We start from the raw sequence: 18,701 nt of genomic DNA, 5'->3' as shown, positions 1-18,701 counted from the left end.
ACATCGGCATCACTGCCTTGTCGCCGCCCTTCCTGCTCCTTTCACCGACGCGGTCGAAGGGGCGTCGAGTGTGTTCACCGGCCGACACGTCATGTTGGATATCCTGACGGTTGTTCCAGGTCGTCACGGCGAGCCCCGTCGGCCGTCGGCGCGCGGGCCGGGGCCCGTCGAGGGGAGTAACTGTGCAGGGAACAGCCGCAGGCCGGGGTTCGCCCAGGAGGGCCGAGCAGGCTTGGCAGCAGGCAGTGGCCCTGCTGAACCAGGGGAACAATGCGGCCGCCGCCGAACAGTTCTCGTTCGCCGCCGCACACGATCCCCTGGCCGCAGACGCATGGCTGGGCCTGCATGCGACCGGACAGCGTCAGAAGGAGGCGCTGGACGGCATGGTCCGGGCTTCCGGCTCCTTCGGCGCGTTGCGTTCGAAGTTCGGGATGCCGCTCCGTTCCCGGTTCCAGCTCGGCCACTACGTCACGTTCCGGCTCGAGAACGCCCGTGACCTCTGGGTGGCGGCCATGACCTCGCTGCTGGACGCCGGGAAGCTCGACGAGGCCTGGGCCGGGTTGTCCACGGCCCAACTGGATTGCGACGAGACCCGGTTCGTCTGTACGCGGTATGCCTTCCTCAAGGAGGACTGGGCCCTCGTGCTCCGTTTCGCCCCGAACATCCGTGACGCCTTCCTGCACGACGAGGCACAGCTGTACGTGGGGGCGGCGCTGTTCGCGCAGGGGGTCTGTCACGAGGCCCTGAACGTGCTGGCGGAGCTGCCGAAGAAGCTGGAGCCGGGGAGCCGTTTCGACGCGGAGGTCAAGTACTTCATGGGCCGGTCCCTGGAGTCGCTGGGCCGGCCGGAGGAGGCGCTGAGGCGGTACCAGTACGCGTTCCGGTGTGCGCCAAACCTCTTGGACGTGAACGTACGGGCGCAGGCACGTTCCACGGCGCCGACGGCTTCGTCCGTGGCCGGGGAGGCTCCCGCGTCCTCCCCCACCCCTTCCTCCCCGTCCCCTTCCCCGGCGGGGCCCCCGCCGCCCCGCACGGCCGCGCCTCCCTCCGCACCCTCTGCCCCGGTGGCCGCTCCGGGCGCCGGGCCGGACTCGGGGTCGGCGGAGACGGACGGGACGGACGGGCTGTCGCGGGAGGAGATGGCGCGCCTGCTCGCGGAGGCTCAGCAGGCACTGGACGGCATGATCGGTCTGGAGCCGGTGAAGCGCCAGGTGCTCACGCTGATCGCGCAGCTGCGCATGGCGGCGCTCCGCGAGGAGCAGGGCCTGCCCAGCGGCGCCCGGCCCCGGCACTTCGTCTTCGCGGGACCGCCCGGCACCGGCAAGACCACCGTTGCCCGCATCATCGGCAAGGTCTTCGCCGGTCTGGGGCTGCTGCGTTCCGGCCATGTCATCGAGGCCCAGCGCGTCGACCTCGTCGGGCAGCACCTCGGCTCCACCGCGATCAAGACCAGCAAGGTCATCGACTCCGCCTTGAACGGCGTGCTGTTCATCGACGAGGCGTACGCCCTGTCCAACAGCGGGTACAGCGGTGGCGACGCGTTCGGTGACGAGGCGCTCCAGGTACTCCTGAAGCGGGCCGAGGACGACCGGGACCGGCTCGTCGTCGTACTCGCCGGATACCGCGAGGAGATGACCGGTCTGCTCGCCGCCAACCCGGGCCTGGTGTCCCGGTTCAACACCCGCGTCGACTTCCCCTCGTACTCCGCACAGGAACTGCTCCTGATCGCCCGGTCCGTCCTGTCCGGTCAGGGCGACGAACCCGACGAGGAGGCGGCGGCCGCACTCGGCGCCTTCTTCGCCTCGGCCGTGGACGAAGGTATGGCCGACACCCTGGGCAATGCCCGCTTCGCCCGCGAGCTCTGCCAGAAGGCCTCCGCGCAACGGGATCTGCGTCTGTACGCCGAACACTCGGGCGGGACGACGCCCACCAGGCAGGAGATCGTCACCGTACTCGCCCAGGACGTGATGGAGGCCCACCAGGAGCTCATGGAGTCCCACGGGAATCCGGTGTAGGGCCTGTCCGGCGGATCAGGGTGCCTTGAACAGCCCGGGGAATCGGGGGGCGAGCCAGGGCTTGCGGCCCCAGGCGAACACCCGGCCCCGGGCCATGGCGCCACGTGGGTCGATGCGGCCGAGCGCCATCAGGAAGAAGGTGACCGGCTCGATGAGGATGGTGCAGTCCGGGCGGGCCGGCGGTCGGGGGGTGACGGTCACGGCGCCGTCGGTGAACGTGACGCCGAATCGGGCGCCGCCCCACAGACGGATCGTGTAGCCAGCAGTGAGCCCGGCGGTGGTGGTGGCGTCGGTGACCCTGGGCATCGCCGTGATCAGGAACGGCAGGGACAGTTCGACGCGCGTGCGGTCGATCATGTGGCTGCGCCCCCGCGCACGGGCGAGGTCGTAGCCGTGGCCGAGCATGTGCGTCAGCAGGTACGAGCCCAACACCGCCCGGCTCATCGGCCCCAGCGGCGTGACCACGGTCCCGGCCGCGCCATCGGCCCCGGTGCTGTCCGTCGCGCACCGCTCGACGGCGGCGAGGTAGCCGTCCGTGTGCGCCACGATCAGGTCCGCCAGCGGCTCGGCAGCCCGCTCGTCGAACTCCGCGAGCGCACGCTCGTTGGCGGCGGCCAGACCCTGCGGCGTCCCGTCCCCGTAGCGACGTTCCCGTCCGGCCGCGAGGTCGGCCATCAGCTCGTTGGCCTGCGCCAGATGTGCCGCGGCCTCCCCGACGGTCCACTCCGAGCAGGGCACCGGAACGCTGGTGTCGGCGAACCCGCGCAGCACCGCCGCGATCTCCTCGGCGGTGGACCGCAGGGCGTCGCCGAGCCCTTCTGGCAGCGTGTCCCGTGCGTCGCGTCCGGTCACTGATTCCACGTTTCTCCCCGCTTCGGCCGAGCCTGCCCGCCCCGGATGTGAACAGCCCACCCGTGGGCTCCGTTCCGGGTCGCCCCACGGCGCTCGTGGTACAGAAGACCACACTCCTCCGAGTACGCCTCGATGCTCTCCGACGCAGGACTGACCGCGGCCGCCGCCCGTACCGGGCACCCGTACTCGTTCGACACCCAGGACAACTCGATCGCCGCCGACCGCTACCCCGACGACCCCCGCGAGGACCTCGACCACGTGCTGCACCGCGCCGGACACGCGAAGCCGTCCGGGTGGACGAACGACGTGGTCAAGGAGGAGAGCGCACCCTGGACCGTGTCCAGTTGGGGCACGAGCTACACGTACACCAACCTCTCCGACCACTACCCGGTGGTCGCGTCGGTGCGGTAGCGCTCCGGAGCAAGGTCGATCTCGGCCGCGATGCGGACTCCCCGCACCGCGTTCGTCCGGTGTTCCGCCCCAGGACGCCGGACGAGCGTTGTCAGTGCCCCGCCATACGGTGCATTCATGGACATGAAAGACCCGCAGGAGGTGGGCATCGCGTTCGGCGCGATGATCCTGGGCGCCACCGTCAGCACCGATCCGCCCGACCCGTCGTCCCCGCTCGGGCGCATTCGGGCGTTCACCGCCGAGCACGGCGAGGAGGCGCTCAGGCCCGAGCATTTCGATGCCGCCCGCGCCGGACTCCCACTGCCGCCCCCATGAGCGGCGCGAGCAGGCATGAGGCCGGACCGCGCCATCCGGTGCCATGAGTGGTCTCCGTGTGGTCATCTACGATCAACCGCGTGTGCGCAAACGTCATAGTCGCGGAAGACGACGAGAAGCAGGCCGAACTCGTACGCCGCTACCTCGAACACGAGGGCCACGCGGTCACGGTCGTCGGTGACGGCCTCGCGGCGCTCGCCGAGGTCCGGCACCGGGAGCCCGATCTGCTGGTGCTCGATGTGATGATGCCGCGCGCGGACGGTCTGGACGTGGTACGGGTGCTGCGCGCCGAGCGCCGGGAGGTGCCGGTGCTGATGCTGACGGCCCGCAGCACCGAGGACGACCTGCTGCTGGGTCTGGATCTCGGCGCGGACGACTACATGACGAAGCCGTACAGCCCGCGTGAGTTGATGGCCCGCGTGCGGACCCTGCTGCGGCGCAGCCGGCGGGGCACGCAGGGCGCCGAGCCTGTCGCGGATCAGGCGCTGCGAGTCGGTGCGCTCGTCGTCGACCCGGACCGGCACGAGGTGTCCGTGGAGGGCCGGCCGGTTGATTGCACACCCGGTGAGTTCCGGATCCTCGCCGCCATGGCGACCGAGCCCGATCGGGTCTTCACCCGGCAGCGGCTCCTTGAGGAGTTGCACGGCTTCGACCGGTACATCAGCTTCCGCACGGTCGACGTGCACATCATGAACCTGCGCAAGAAGATCGAACCCGCACCGCGTCGGCCGGCCCGCCTGCTCACCGTTTTCGGTGTCGGCTACAAACTGACGGACCCGGCGAGGAACGCTCCGCGTGCGTCGTGAGCAGCAGCGGACCCGGCCGCCGCTCCGCAAGAGCCTGTTCGGTCGTCTGCTGGCGGTGTCCGCGCTGGTGGCCGCCTGCTCGGTGGCCGCCACCGCCTGGCTCGCCGTACAGACCACTTCCGGTGCCATCAAGCAGGAGCAGGGCCAGAATCTGACCGCTGACGCCCGGATCTACAACACCCTGCTCGGATATGCGGCGGGCCACCCCACCTGGGACGGCGTCGAAAGCACCGTGCGCGACCTGGCACGGCAGTCCGGACGGCGGATCGCGCTCACCACCGAGCAGCGCCGGCCCCTCGCGGATTCCGCTTCCCTGCCGTCACCGCCCGCGCTGCCGCCCCGGTCGTCGGCGATCGTCGACCCGCTGTCCGTGGACACGGCCCTTTCCCGGACGGTCGATCGGGCGGGTGCCGCAGCCGACCGTGTCGACCCGCGCGCGGTCGGTCCCTTCCGCTTGCCCAACGCCGAACGTACGGCGTTGCAGCGCGCTGCCGACCGGAACGCGGAGTGCCTGAGCCGGGTCGGGGTCGCGGCGGATGTGGTCCGCGGTCCGAGTGGACGCCCGCGCGTGCAAGTCGTGGGCAATGACCCGGACCGCGTTCAGGACACGCGGTGCACGTCCGACGACCTGGACTCCCCGACCTCGACCGAACGGAAGGCTCTGGACACACTCAATGAACTCGCCAATGCCTGCCTGAAACGTCAGGGCCGCTCGGCCGTACAACTCAATCTGGACCTGTCCTGGGGAGACGGCTCCGTACCGAAGGTCCCCGCCGAGGTCGGCGCCGGGGCTTCCACACCCGCGCCGGCACCGAGCATCCGCACCGGCGAGGACGACCGGGCCACCGCCTCCTGCGTGGACACGGCCCGCCGGGAACAGCTCAGCTCCTATGTCGCCTCGCCCGCGCTGCTGTTCATCGGCGACGAGGGTGGCACGACCGTTCCCGGTTTCGACCTCTCACCCGCGAACACCGCGAAGATCGCGGGCGCCGCGGCGCTCGTCCTGGCGCTCACCGTCGGAGCCACGGTGCTCGCCGGATCCCGGCTCGTACGGCCGCTGCACGCCCTGACGGGCGCGGCACAGCGGATGCGGGACGGGGAGGACTCCGCGCCCGTGCTGGTCACCGACGACAACGAGATCGGCCGGCTCGCCGCGGCCTTCAACGACATGGCCGACCACCGCGCGCGTCTGGAGGCGCAGCGCAAGGACATGGTCAGCGACGTCGCCCACGAACTGCGCACCCCGCTGAGCAATATCCGGGGCTGGCTGGAGGCGGCGCAGGACGGCCTCGCGGAGCCCGACCCGGTGTTCATCGCCTCGCTGCACACGGAGGCCGTGCAGTTGCAGCACATCATCGACGACCTCCAGGATCTCGCCGCGGCGGACGCGGGTGCGTTGCGCCTGCACCCCGAGCCGGTACGTATCGAGGACGTGCTCGCACAAGTCACCGCGGCACACCAGGCACGGGCCGAGACCGCGGGGGTCGCGCTCGCGGCGCTTCCGGCGATGGCCAAGGCCCCCTCCCCCGTGTTGTGGGCCGACCCGGTCCGGCTGCGCCAGGCCATCGGCAACCTGGTCTCCAACGCCGTACGTCACACCCCGTCAGGTGGACGTGTGACGGTGCGCGCGTACGGCGCAGGGGCATCGGCGGACGAGGCGGCGGCCGACGGAGAAGTCGTGGTCGAGGTCGCCGATACGGGCAGCGGCATCTCCGCGGAGAACCTGCCGCATGTCTTCGACCGCTTCTGGCGCGCCGAGAAGTCGCGCAGCCGCCGCACCGGGGGCAGCGGACTGGGGCTGGCGATCGTCCGGAAACTCGTGGAGGCACACGGGGGCTCGGTGAACGCGGTCAGCGTCGAGGGGAAGGGGTCGGTGTTCACGCTCCGGCTGCCGGCGGGTCAGGTCGGCCCGCAGGGACCCACCGGCCCGGCACGAGCCCGGCCGGAAGGGGCGGGCGACGGGGCTCCGAACGGCGCGGACCAGGGCCTGTCCCGCGGATCAGGGTCGGACAGGTCCTAGGCCTGATGCGATGACCACAACGTTCTGACAGCTTCTTCATAACTTCACGCCAGCCTGTCGGCATGCCTCATGCCCCGGTGCGAACCGGCACCCGGGCATTACCGAGGCCGACCTGGAATGGAGCGATGTCCATGCCCCACCGACTGTCCCTGCGTACCGCCGTCCTCGCCGCTGTCGCGGCGGGCGCGGTGCTCGTACCGTCCGCCGCGGCCTTCGCCGACTCCGCGCCCTCGCCTTCGGCCCCGTCCGTGAGGAAGTCCGCCGCGGCAGCCCGGGCGGACGGCGGCGCCACCGCCGTGCCCAAGGAGCGCGCACAGCCGTCGGTGGCACCCCGTGGCGGTGTCGCCGCGGGCGACAGCCCGGCTCCGGCTCCGGCCAAGACCGCGGCCACCGTCAAGCGTCCGGGTGCCGCCGCTCCGCGCGGTGGTGTAGCCGCCGGTGAGCGACCGGTCGGGACCGCCGGTGACCGGACCACCGCCGTTGCCGGATCGGCCGCGGCCGCCCTGCTGGTCGCCGGAGCGGGAACGATCGTGCTGCGCCGCCGCTCCGCCGCGCAGCGCAACGGCTGACCGGCCGGCAGCAACCGCACCAAGTCGACTGACGCCGCGCACCAGTTGATCCCAGGCGACCGTTGACGCCCTTTCGTGGCGCCGTCCGTCCCCGGGCGGCGCCACTGCCGATTCCGCCCAGACCTGGAGCCCCAATGTTCCGCACATCACCCTCGCTCCGCCGCGCCGCGCTGCCGCTGCTCGCCTGCCTCTTCCTCGTCGGCTGCTCGTCCGACGCCACAAACAACGCGTCCGCCGCCGCGCCCGGCAGCAGCGCGACCGCCACGATCGACGCTCCGGAACAGACCGGTTCGACGGGGACCGGAAAGTCCGAGGGTTCCCGCCCCCTGGCAGCCTCCCCCGTCCGCGTCAGCATCCCGTCGCTCGGGATCGACAGCGAGCTGATGCGCCTCGGCCTCAACCAGGACGGCACCGTCGAGGTCCCGCCCGCCGAGAAGGGCATGACCGCCGGCTGGTACACCGGCGGCGCCACTCCCGGCGAGCGCGGCGCCGCGGTCATCATCGGACACAACGACACCCGCTTCGGGAAGGCCGTCTTCCACGACCTGAAGAAGATCGGCAAGGGAGCGGACATCGCCGTCCACAACGACCGCGGCGCGGAACTCCACTTCCGGGTCACCGCCACCGAGACGGTCAGCAAAAAGGCATTCCCGACCGAGAAGGTCTACGGCGCCACCGATGCACGCACCCTGCGCCTCATCACCTGCGACGGCGCCTTCGACGCCCAGGGCCACCCGGTGGACAATCTCATCGTCTACGCGAACCGGAGCTGACGGCGGCGGCGAGAACCCCGTATGGGCGCAGCCCCACAATCACGCACGGCAACCCCCGGGGGCATCCGGAGCGGGCCCGCGCAGGCCTTCCAGGCCGCCCGCCGCGCGCTGCTGGCCGATGCTGCCAACAATTTTCTCCAGGCTCTCCACGACGGCCCCTCGCCGGTCGAGCTCCAGGTGCCGACCGCTCTCGCCACCACGCGAACGGCCGTGTCGGTGGCCGACTCGGACGATGACGAGGACATCCCGGGCCTGGCCGCTCTGTTCGGAACTCACGGAGGCGGACCTGGCGGCACCGGAGCTGGACAGCGAGGTGAGCGACCCCCGTACGGGAGCCGCCATCACCGTCGCCGCCGCCTACTGGCCCCAGGGCCTTCATGGAGAGGTCGGCGTACCCGTGGTCCAAGCCCCGGACACCACGCCCCAGGAGCAGGCTGCGCTGGAAGCCGGCGACTACCGCGTGTTCCACAGTACGGACGCCTTGCGCCGCTTCATCTACAACGCGCGCGTGGAACAGGCGGCGGTCTGAACGGACACGGGTGTATGCACGAACACCCGATTCCGCCGCAGGAACGGGGCGGGCGTGGTCCGGCGTCTACTGGCCGCGGATCCGGCGCCCGGCTTCGGTACCGGGGTAGAGGATCGCGTCGGCGACCCGGCCGCCGGAGTCCTTCACGCCGCCGCTGAAGTTGAGGCGTCCGGAGGCACCCGACTTCGCTGCCACGCCGTCCCAGTAGCGGGCCTCGCGCTCCCACCGGATGTCGGAGAGCAGCCGCTGCAGTTCGTCGGCGCCCAGGGCGTTCACCGGGTCGGCCCACGGCGCGGTGTGGTGCACGGCGATGCCGAGCCCGGCGAGCACGGCCGGTGCGGTGAGGGCGCTGCGTGATACGAAGTGCTCGCTGCGGTCGGCAATCAGGCGGGCCAGCAGCGGCACCACGCTCTGCTCGACCTGCTCGGCGCTCGTCCCCGCGGGCAGTTCGTCCTCGTGGACCGTCTCCGCCGAGCGGGACAGCCCACCGCGGCCATAGATCGCCGTGATCACGAGCGCCCGGAGCGCGGACAGGGTGATGACCTCGGCATCGGTCTTCCCCACCTGCCGCTTGCTGGCGTTGACGAGCTTGGTGAACGGTACGAACCTGCCGTCGACATCGACCTTGACGGCTTCGGCGACGCGGTGCGCGAGACGGGTGGCGAAGTCCCGCTGGTCCATGGACATGGCCAGGTTCTTCGCGACGACGACGCCCTGTACGTTGCGGTCGTAGAAGATCTGCCGCGCATCGGCCACGGTCAGGTCCACGTACAGCTCGAACGGCACACGTACCTGGGCGAGTTCGGCGTAGGTCAGCCCGAACCTCTCGGGGTCGTCGTACAGCTCGTGCCATGCGGTCGTCTGCGTCTCGCCGTCGATGGCGACCACGCACGTGCCGGGTGTGATGGTCAGGGTCCGCAGGCCGGTGCCGGGCAGCAGTTCGTCGCTGAGTGCGGCGAGCGGTCCGGCATGCCAGAAGGTGATCGGCGGAGTGGACCAGCCTGCGCCCAGCTCGCCCTTCACCCCGTCGGCGATGTACTCGGCGTACGAGCCGACGTTCTTCCCCTTCTGCGTGGACTTCAGCGCCCGCTGCACGAGGGCTCGCAGTTCGGCGTGGCGACGCACGGCGCCGGACGCGGCCTTGAGCGTCTTCGCATCCTCCTCGCGGCGGGGCGAGGGCACGAGCTGGACGAGCGTGGGTACGGACATGGTCCCGATCACGGCGTCCGCACGGAACGGCATGACGGTGAGCTGGGTTCCCTCGACGACGGCGGTCGGCATGGTGAGGCGCATGGCAGTTCCCCCAAAGGATCGGTGAGGCGGCGGACAGGCAGGCCGCAGGGATCGCTTGTCGTTCGGATGGCGGTCACCATCCGGAAGCAACGACAGATAAGCACTACCGTGAAAGCACTGTCAAACAGCTTGCGGGATTTGACGGCTGGTGTAGCTTGTTAACAGCTCCCTACCGAGAGGCTCAGGACTCGCGCCATGCCCCAGCCATCCGCACAGGTGACAGCCGCCGAGATCTCACGCATCGCGGGGGTCACACGCGCCACTGTCAGCAACTGGCGCCGACGTCACGACGACTTCCCCGCCCCTTCGGGAGGCACCGAGAGCAGCCCCCTGTACGACCTACCGGCCGTGCGCGCCTGGCTGGACGCCCGGGGGCATACCGCGGCAGTCAGCCCGCTGGAGGAATTGCGCACCTCGCTGCGGCTGCACCCGCAGAGCAGTGGCGCAGCAGCACACCTCCTCCCCCTCGTCCTCACCACCGCCCGTCGCACGCCGGACGAGCTGACGGCCCTGACCGAGTTGCCGGACGCCGATCTCGCCGCCCACGCGAACGGCGCGGTCTCGGCGCTCGCGGAGACCGTCCCCGGCGCGGAGGCCGCCCGCTTCTCGGCCGGTGACGCCCCGGCGCTGCGGGCTCTGGTCCGGTGCGTGCGTGACGAGGGCGGCGAAGCGGCGCTGAGTGTGCTGGCGGAGCGGGAGCTGGAGGACAGTGCCACCAGCGGCACCTATCGGACCCCCGTCCCGCTCACGGATCTCGCGGCCCGGCTCGTGCCAGGTCCGCTGTCCCGCGTTCTCGACCCGGCCTGCGGCAGTGGAACGCTGCTCACGGCGGCCGCCAGGCGGGGCGCGACGGAGCTGTACGGCCAGGACAGCGTGCCGGTCCAGGCCCGGCGCAGCGCGGTGGCCCTGATGCTGACCGCCCCGGACGCCACGGTGACCGTCCGCACCGGCGACAGCCTCCGCGCCGACGCCTTCGGGGGGCTCGCCGTCGACGCCGTACTGTGCAACCCGCCCTACGGCGACCGGGACTGGGGCCACGACGAGCTGGCCTATGACCCCCGCTGGGCATACGGTGTGCCGGCGCGCGCCGAGTCCGAGCTGGCCTGGGTCCAGCACGCACTCGCCCACCTCGTCCCGGGCGGTCACGCCGTCCTGATCCTGCCGCCCGCCACCGCTTCCCGTGCGTCGGGCCGCCGCGTACGGATGGAACTGGTACGCAGCGGAGCCCTGCGCGCGGTCATCGCCCTGCCGGCCGGAGCAGCGGCCCCGCTGCACGTGGGGCTGCAGATCTGGGTCCTGCAACGGCCGGACCCGAGCGGCCCGGAGCGAAGATCCGTACTCTTCGTCGATACGTCCGAGGACCCCGACACGGTGCGGGCCGGGGGCGTCATGGAGGCCGACTCTCGCGGGAGCGGGCCCCGCTCGGCCACACGGGGCGGCAGCCGGGCTTCCCTGGACTGGTCGGCCCTGACGGACCGGGTACTCACCGCGTGGGCAGCCTTCACGGACGCCCCGGACGAGTTCACCGACGACCCTGGCATCGCGCGCGCGGTCCCGGTGGTCGACCTCATCGGTGACCTCGTCGATCTCTCCCCCGCCCGGTATGTACGTCTCTCCCGCACCGACATCGAACCGGCGGAGCTCGCCCGGGAAACGGACGACAGCCGCCGGCGTCTCATCGCCTCCGCCGAGTCCCTGGGCAGGGCCGCGGGTCACGCCGACTGGCAGGCTGCCGGACCGGCCGCGCGGGAGTGGCGTACGGCAACGGCGTCCGACCTGGCACGGGGCGGCGCGCTCGCCCTGCTGCGCACGGCCCCCGACGCGAAGGAGCCCAAGGAGCCGCAGGACGCACCCTCCGTACCGACAGCCACCGCCGTCCTGACGGGCGCGGACATCGCGCGCGGCACGGGCCCGACCGGCGACCCGTCCGGGCTGCGCCCGGACTCCACCCCGGTGATCATTGCGGGCGACGTACTCGTCCGGTCGGTCGCGGGCGGCAGCGGGCCGATGGTGCGGGTGGCGGGCAAGTCGGACGAGGGGGCACTCCTCGGTCGGCAGGTGCACCTCTTCCGGCCCGATCCCGCGCGGCTCGACCCGTGGTTCCTCGCGGGCTTCCTGGGCGCGGAGGAGAACATCGCCGGCGCGTCGACAGGCAGCACGATCCTGCACGTCAGTCCGGGGCGGCTACGCGTGCCCCTCCTGCCGTTGGAGGAACAGCGCCGGTACGGGGAGGCGTTCCGCCGCGTCCACGAGCTGCGGGCCGAGGCGCAGCGCGCGACGGAGCTGGCCGAGCAGACGGCACGCCTGCTGGCGGGCGGGCTGACGGGGGGCGGGCTGGTCCCGTCGTCGCCCGGTCATGCCTCCATCGATTCGGCCTGAACGACACTACGACCTTCACGCATCCATCACACTTGTCCGAACCCGCTCCGGTTGGGGTGGGCGGGTCCGAAAGGAAACCGGGGAATCCCTTGAACAGCAGCAAGCACACGGAGCTGGCGAACCACGCCTGGTCCGTCGCCGACCTTCTGCGCGGCGATTACAAGCAGTCGGATTACGGAAAGGTCATCCTTCCGTTCACGGTGCTGCGCCGCCTGGAGTGCGTGTTGGAGCCGACGCGCGACAAGGTCGCCGAGACGGCCGCCCGCTTCGAGGGCCAGGACATCGACACGGACCACTTCCTGCGCCGGGCGTCGGGGCACTCGTTCTACAACAAGAGCGACCTGACTCTGAAGAAGATCGTCGGCGACCCTCAGGGCGCGGCGGCGAACCTTCAGCGGTACGTCGGCTCCTTCTCGGACAACGCCCGCGAGGTCCTGGAGAAGTACGAGTTCAATCAGCAGGTCAGAAAGCTCGACAGCGCAAACCTGCTCTATCAGGTCATGGGCAAGTTCACCGACCTGGACCTGCACCCCGAGGTCGTGCCCAACCACAACATGGGCTACATCTTCGAGGAGCTGATTCGTCGCTTCTCCGAGCAGTCCAACGAGACCGCGGGTGAGCACTTCACCCCGCGCGAAGTCATCAAGCTGATGGTCAACCTGCTGATCGCCCCGGATGGCGACGCGCTGAGCCTGCCTGGCGTCGTGCGTACGGTCATGGACCCGGCGTGCGGTACGGGCGGCATGCTCAGCGCGGCCGAGGAGCACATCAAGGCCCTGAACCCGGACGCCACGGTGGAGGTGTACGGGCAGGAACTCAACCCGGAATCCTGGGCAATCTGCCGGTCCGACCTGATGATCAAGGAACAGGACCCGGAGAACATCGCCTTCGGCAACTCCTTCTCGGACGACGGTCACTCGCGGGAGAAGTTCGACTACCTCCTTGCGAACCCGCCGTTCGGCGTGGAGTGGAAGAAGGTCAAGGAGGACGTCGAGTACGAGTACAAGAACCTCGGCGACTCCGGCCGCTTCGGCGCGGGCCTGCCCCGCATCAACGACGGCTCGCTCCTCTTCCTCCAGCACATGATCTCGAAGATGAAGCCGGTGGACGTGAACGGCGGGGGCGGCTCGCGCATCGCCATCGTCTTCAACGGCTCCCCCCTCTTCTCCGGCGCGGCCGGCTCGGGTGAGTCGGAGATCCGCCGCTGGATCCTGGAGAACGACTGGCTGGAGGCGATCGTCGCCCTGCCGGACCAACTCTTCTACAACACAGGCATCTCCACGTACTTCTGGATCCTGACCAACCGGAAGGACGCCCAGCACAAGGGCAAGGTCGTGTTGCTGGACGCGCGCGACCAGTGGGTGAAGATGCGCAAGTCCCTCGGCGACAAGCGCAAGGAACTCGGCGACGGAACCGGCAACAAGCCCAACCACATCGCCGACATCACCCGCCTGTACGGGGACGCGGTGGCAGCTGCGGCGGATGCGGAACACCCACTGCACGGCAAGGTGAAGGTCTTCGAGAACTCGGCGTTCGGCTACCAGCGCATCACGGTGGAACGGCCGTTGAAACTGCGGTTCGAGCTGACGGACGAGACGCTGGCGGCGCTGCTAGCGTCGAAGCCGGTGCAGAAGTGGGCGGAGGAGCGCTTCCTGCCGCGCGAGCCGGAGCTGGCGGCGAAGGCCAAAAACCGGCGCAAACTGACGGATGAGGAAGAGGCGCAGTTCCTGGAGCTAGCCGCGGTCGAGGCGAAGCTGCTCGCGGACGCGCTGAGCCCGCTGCTGGGCTCGAAGTGGGCGACCAAGTCCGAGTCGCAGGTGGCGGTACGGAACGCGATGGCGGAAGCCGGCGTGCAGGGCCCGACCGGTGCGCCGTTCACGAAGGCACTGCGGGACACGGTGGGGGTACGGGACCCGGAGGGCGAGGTCCAGACCGTCAAGGGCCAGCCGGAACCGGACGGCGAACTGCGGGACTACGAGAACGTGCCGCTGGGCGAGGACGTCGAGGATTACCTGAAGCGGGAGGTCCACCCGCACGTGGCAGATGCGTGGATCGACCACACGAAGACGAAGGTGGGGTACGAGATTCCGTTCACGCGGCACTTCTATGTGTATGAGCCGCCACGGCCGTTGGGTGAGATCGACGCGGAACTGAAGGCGCTTGAGGCGGAGATCCAGGAGCTCCTCGGGGAGGTAACGGAATGACAAGCATTCCCTGGCTTGGCGAGGTCCGGTATCCCGTTACAGCAGCGAAGTACGCCTTTGAGATCACGCTCGGCAAGATGTTTCAGGCATCTCCCTCCAGTGAGACAGATACCGAGGTTCCCTACTTTAAGTCTGTGTCGATCCAATGGAAGGGGATTCAGCCCAATCACAGCATTCGCATGTGGGCAACGCCAATAGAGCGCCGCGAATTGGCAGTTCACCCCGGAGACCTGCTGATCTGTGAGGGAGGCGACGTCGGGCGGGCGGCTATCTACGACGGCCCTAAAGGCTTCATCTTCGAAAAGTCGGTGCACCGGGCGCGGCCGATCGACGGCTCCGATACTCGTTACCTCGGGTACGTCGTGCGTGCTCTCCATAGCAGTGAGTGGCTGGACGTCCTGTGCAACAAAGCCACGATCCGGCACCTTACAGGCGAGAAGCTCGGCGCTTTGGAGATCCCCGTGCCGCCGCAGGAGGAGCAGCGCCGCATCGCCGATTTCCTCGATGCCGAGACCGCCCACATGTCAAAGCTCACCGCTACACTTCAGCGCTTCGAGCAGGATGTACGGGAGCGCGAGCGCGCCGTTCTGGCGAGGCTACTCAACGCGGGTGCCCAACAGGCGCAAGGCGACCTGCCCTCAGGGTGGGGATGGACTCCACTCATGTATCTCACAAACCAACTCCGGCAGATCATGTATGGGATCGTGTTGCCTGGACCGAACGTGGCTGACGGCGTACCTATCGTGAAGGGCGGGGATGTCGCCGCGAACCGCCTTTCAATCGAAACCCTAAACCGGACGACTCATCAGATCGAGTCCGGATATGCAAGATCGCGACTTGCAGGTGGAGACCTAGTCATTGCCATTCGCGGGAGTGTCGGTGAAGTTGCAGTAGTCCCGACCGAGCTGACCGGCGCCAACCTCACCCAAGATGCAGCCCGAATCTCCATCGGACCTTCCACGAACGCCAACTGGCTGCGACTTGCTCTCGAATCCCCTCTAGTCGTTCATCAAATCCAACGGCGTGTGACAGGCGCCACAATCAAGGGCATCAATATTTGGGACCTAAAGCGGGTTCTGGTACCCACCCCCAGCTCATCCCGCCAGCGAGACTTGGCCGAGGAAGCTGGCCGAGCGATGGCAACGCACGAAACCTTGAGGTCCCGCGTGGCGCAGCATCGCAAGTTGGTGACTGAACGCCGCCAGGCCCTCATCACCGCCGCCGTAACCGGCCAGTTCGACGTCTCCACCGCCAGTGGCCGCAACGTAACGGACGGAGTCCACCCGTGAGCCCCATCCACAGCGAATCCGCCTTCGGGGACGCCATAGTCGCCGCGATGACCGAGCGCGGCTGGCGCGAGGCGCAGCCCGAGGACTACCAGGCCGATATCGGGCTGGACACCAACGAACTGTTCACCTTCCTCGGCGAGACGCAGATCAACGAGTGGAACGAACTGCTCGCCGTCTACGGCAACAACGTCAACGACGCCCAGTACGGTTTCGCCCGGCGCCTGGACAAGGCGATCAACGAGGACGGCCTGCTCAACGTCCTCCGCAACGGCGTCAAAGACCGGGGCGTCCGTCTCCGCGTCGCCTACTTCAAGCCAAACCTCGTCGCCGATGACTCCGTCCTCGACGGATACCGCGCCAACCGCCTCACCGTCGTACGCGAACTCGTCTACGCCACCAAGCAGGCCGACTGGGGCAACAAGCTCGACCTGACTCTGTTCCTCAACGGAATCCCGGTCGCCACGGCCGAGTTGAAGAACCCGCTCACGCGGCAGGGCGTCGAACAGGCCAAGGAGCAGTACCGCACCGACCGTGATCCCACCGAGCTGATCTTCACCCGCCGCGTCATCGCGAACTTCGCCGTGGACCCGGATCTCGTCTTCGTGGCGACGCAGCTCCGGGGCCAGAACACGCGCTTCCTCCCCTTCAACACCGGCTCCAACGGCGCTGGCCTGCCCGGTGGCGCCGGAAACCCGGCCCCGACCGCGTACGGCACGTACGCCACCTCCTACCTGTGGGAACAGGTCTGGGCGCGCGACAACTGGCTCGACCTGCTCCAGCGCTACGTGCATCAGCAGAAGACCAAGACACCCGGCGGCGGCACCACCAAGTCGACGATCTTCCCGCGCTTCCACCAGTGGGACGTAGTGAAGAAGCTGACCGCGCACGCGGCGACCCACGGCGTCGGCCAGAACTATCTCGTCATGGCCTCCGCCGGCTCCGGCAAGTCCAACACCATCGGATGGCTCGCTCACCGCCTCAGCGATCTGCACGCGGACACCGATCCGCGCGTACTCGACCCGGAAGCCGTGGAGAAAGGCCGCCTCAAGCCGGGCGCGCCCGTCTTCGACAAGGTCATCGTCATCACCGACCGCCGCAACCTTGACGCCCAACTCCGGGAAACCGTCGGCAGCTTCTCGCAGACCGAGGGCCTGGTCGTGAAGGTCGACGAGAGGAACGGGGCGAAGAGCGAGCAGTTGGCCCAGGCCCTGTCACGCGAGGCCGGGAAGATCGTCACGGTCACCCTGCACTCGTTCCCGGCGCTCATCGACTACATCGTGCGCAACCCGACCGAGATCAAGGGCACCAACTTCGCGATCGTCGTGGACGAGGCGCACTCCTCGCAGTCCGGTGGTGCCGCCACGGACGTGCGGGCCGTGCTCCGTGACCTCGGTCTGGACTCCGATTCGGCGGATCAGGGCGCAACCGCCGTCACCGTCGACGAGAAGCTGAGGAAGAAGGCCACCGAGCGCTCGCAGGCCGCGAACCTCTCCTACTTCGCCTTCACCGCCACACCGAAGGCCAAGACGCTCGAACTCTTCGGCACGGAACACACCGCGGACGGCAAGGATGTCTACCGCCCCTTCCACACGTACTCCATGCGCCAGGCGATCGAGGAAGGCTTCATCCTCGACCCGCTGCGGAACTACGTCACGTACAACACGTACTGGAAGCTGGTGAACCAGAACCCGGACGAGCGCGAGGTCGACCCCTCCAAGGCCAACGGACTGCTCGCCCGGTACGCGCTGACCCACGAGCACACCGTTTCACAGCATGCCACGGTGATCGTCGAGCACTTCCTCGCACACTCCCGCGGCCGGCTCGGAGGCCGCGCCAAGTCCATGGTGGTGACGGCCTCGCGGCAGTCCGCCGCACAGATGGCACGGGCGATCAAGAGCTACATCAAGGATCAGGAGTACGACACCCAGTACCCGGACCTGGGGGTCCTGGTCGCGTTCTCCGGCTCGCTCACCATCGACGACGAGGAGACGACCGAGCCGAAGGAGAACGGCGGGATCGCCGAGAGCGCGCTACCGAAGGCGTTCGCGTACACCCGTGCCGACGACAAGGCCGTGGCGGCCGGTGGGCGCGGGCAGCAGGAGTACAAGATCCTGGTGGTCGCGGAGAAGTACCAGACCGGCTTCGACCAGCCGCTTCTGACGACCATGTACGTCAACAAGAAACTGACCGGCATCTCCGCCGTGCAGACACTCTCCCGTCTCAACCGCACCGCCGATCGCAAGTCCCAGGCCGACCTCGCGGTCCTGGACTTCGCCAACGACGCTCAGGACATACAGGACGCCTTCCGACCGTACTTCGAGGAGGCGACGACGCTCCCCTCCGACCCGAACCTGCTCTACACCGCGCAGAGCCGAGTCATGTCGGCGCCGATCATCTCCGAGACGGAGATGGACGAGTTCGCCGCCGCGTACTTCGGCGCGAAGGAGAAGGCGGCCGGTTCGCAGGCCAAGTGGGAGAAGCTGCACGCCGAGTTGTACCGGTTGCTGTCCCCCGCAGTCGCACGGTTCACGCCACTCCTTGAGAGCGAGGAGGACGACGATGTCGAGACTGCCGAGGACTTCCGCGCCGACCTGAACGACTACGTGCGCAAGTACGGGTTCCTCGCCCAGATCGTGCCCTACCGCGACACCGAGCTGGAACGGCTGCACCTCTACGGCCGTTACCTCCTCAACCGGCTTCCGCGCCGCGCCGACGGTGGCGTCGACATAGGCGAGGTCGACCTCAGCCACCTGCGAGTGGAGAAGACCGGCGAGCACGACAAGTCGCTCACTTCCGAAGGTCCGGCAGAACTCAAGGGGTTCGGAGAGGGCACGGGTGGCGCCGCGGAGGCCGAGAAGTCGCTGCTGTCGGAGCTGATCGAGAAGTTCAACGCCAAGTTCGGCACCGACTTCACCGAGCAGGACGTCATCCAGCCTTTCAACGAGGCCAAGGCCGACAAGAAGGTCCGGCTGGCAGCCGTCGCCAACGACGAGGACAACTTCGGCAAGGTCTTCGACAAGGTCTTCGCCGACAAGATGGCCGACCACATCGACACAATCGCCGGCATGGGGCGGCAGTACTTCGGGCCCGACAAGGGGTTCAAGTCCAGCCTCGACCGCAGCGCCCGCCGGGCTGCCTGGCGGATGATCCGCCGCGAAGAGGGCGTGGACGAGTAGCCCCCCGCCACACACGGGAGGGTCCCGCCGTTACGCCTGTGCGGCGCGGTCGGGACCCTCCTGCTGGCTC

General features: G+C 69.1%; 13 protein-coding genes and 1 pseudogene. 12 read left to right on the top strand and 2 right to left on the bottom strand.

The features are described from left to right. The first annotated feature begins 182 nt into the window (after window positions 1–182). Entirely contained in the window at window positions 183–2,015 is a 1,833-nt protein-coding gene (locus OG978_RS35230; protein ID WP_326769103.1) for an AAA family ATPase, read from the top strand. Between the two features lie 15 nt (window positions 2,016–2,030). Here OG978_RS35230 and OG978_RS35225 read toward each other — a convergent pair whose 3' ends face one another. Beyond that, complete coding sequence (locus OG978_RS35225; RefSeq protein ID WP_326769102.1) at window positions 2,031–2,867, bottom strand: maleylpyruvate isomerase family mycothiol-dependent enzyme; 837 nt, start codon at window positions 2,865–2,867, stop codon at window positions 2,031–2,033. 111 nt (window positions 2,868–2,978) lie between these two features. On the opposite strand from OG978_RS35225, the pseudogene OG978_RS35220 reads away from it, so the two are divergent. The 7 genes and pseudogenes from OG978_RS35220 to OG978_RS35190 all read left to right on the top strand — a co-directional run. Beyond that, window positions 2,979–3,278, top strand: a pseudogene (locus OG978_RS35220) (sphingomyelin phosphodiesterase); the annotation flags it as partial. Window positions 3,279–3,395: 117 nt separating this feature from the next. Then, entirely contained in the window at window positions 3,396–3,593 is a 198-nt protein-coding gene (locus tag OG978_RS35215; RefSeq protein WP_326769101.1) for a hypothetical protein, read from the top strand. 80 nt (window positions 3,594–3,673) lie between these two features. After that, entirely contained in the window at window positions 3,674–4,399 is a 726-nt protein-coding gene (locus tag OG978_RS35210) for a response regulator transcription factor (RefSeq protein WP_326769100.1), read from the top strand. Beyond that, window positions 4,389–6,419 carry a sensor histidine kinase gene (locus OG978_RS35205; protein ID WP_326769099.1) on the top strand — a complete coding sequence of 677 codons (2,031 nt, stop codon included), beginning with the start codon at window positions 4,389–4,391 and terminating at the stop codon, window positions 6,417–6,419. The genes OG978_RS35210 and OG978_RS35205 overlap by 11 nt, the downstream gene beginning before the upstream one ends. A gap of 131 nt (window positions 6,420–6,550) precedes the next feature. Continuing rightward, entirely contained in the window at window positions 6,551–6,988 is a 438-nt protein-coding gene (locus tag OG978_RS35200; protein ID WP_326769098.1) for a hypothetical protein, read from the top strand. A 134-nt stretch (window positions 6,989–7,122) separates the two neighbouring features. Next, a complete protein-coding gene (locus OG978_RS35195; protein WP_326769097.1) occupies window positions 7,123–7,761 on the top strand; it encodes a class F sortase in 639 nt (212 codons plus the stop codon). A gap of 232 nt (window positions 7,762–7,993) precedes the next feature. Then, window positions 7,994–8,290 carry a hypothetical protein gene (locus OG978_RS35190; RefSeq protein ID WP_326769096.1) on the top strand — a complete coding sequence of 99 codons (297 nt, stop codon included), beginning with the start codon at window positions 7,994–7,996 and terminating at the stop codon, window positions 8,288–8,290. 66 nt (window positions 8,291–8,356) lie between these two features. Here the strand turns inward: OG978_RS35190 and OG978_RS35185 are convergent, their stop codons facing one another. Continuing rightward, complete coding sequence (locus tag OG978_RS35185) at window positions 8,357–9,583, bottom strand: DNA sulfur modification protein DndB (RefSeq protein WP_326769095.1); 1,227 nt, start codon at window positions 9,581–9,583, stop codon at window positions 8,357–8,359. A gap of 195 nt (window positions 9,584–9,778) precedes the next feature. Between OG978_RS35185 and OG978_RS35180 the strand changes: the two genes are divergently transcribed. From OG978_RS35180 to OG978_RS35165, 4 genes are all read left to right on the top strand, one after another. Beyond that, window positions 9,779–11,962, top strand: coding sequence for an N-6 DNA methylase (locus OG978_RS35180; protein WP_326769094.1), 2,184 nt, complete (start codon window positions 9,779–9,781; stop codon window positions 11,960–11,962). Window positions 11,963–12,051: 89 nt separating this feature from the next. After that, complete coding sequence (locus OG978_RS35175; RefSeq protein WP_326769093.1) at window positions 12,052–14,166, top strand: type I restriction-modification system subunit M; 2,115 nt, start codon at window positions 12,052–12,054, stop codon at window positions 14,164–14,166. Then, window positions 14,163–15,455: a restriction endonuclease subunit S gene (locus tag OG978_RS35170; RefSeq protein WP_326769092.1), complete on the top strand. Its 1,293-nt coding sequence runs from the start codon at window positions 14,163–14,165 to the stop codon at window positions 15,453–15,455. The genes OG978_RS35175 and OG978_RS35170 overlap by 4 nt, the downstream gene beginning before the upstream one ends. Beyond that, window positions 15,452–18,631, top strand: a complete 3,180-nt coding sequence (locus tag OG978_RS35165; protein ID WP_326769091.1) for a type I restriction endonuclease subunit R — start codon at window positions 15,452–15,454, stop codon at window positions 18,629–18,631. The genes OG978_RS35170 and OG978_RS35165 overlap by 4 nt, the downstream gene beginning before the upstream one ends. The last annotated feature ends 70 nt before the right edge of the window (window positions 18,632–18,701 follow it).

It is taken from the genome of Streptomyces sp. NBC_01591 (assembly GCF_035918155.1).
Lineage (GTDB): Bacteria > Actinomycetota > Actinomycetes > Streptomycetales > Streptomycetaceae > Streptomyces.
Note: the sequence above shows the minus strand (reverse complement) of the source record. Positions and strands in the feature narration are given on the sequence as shown.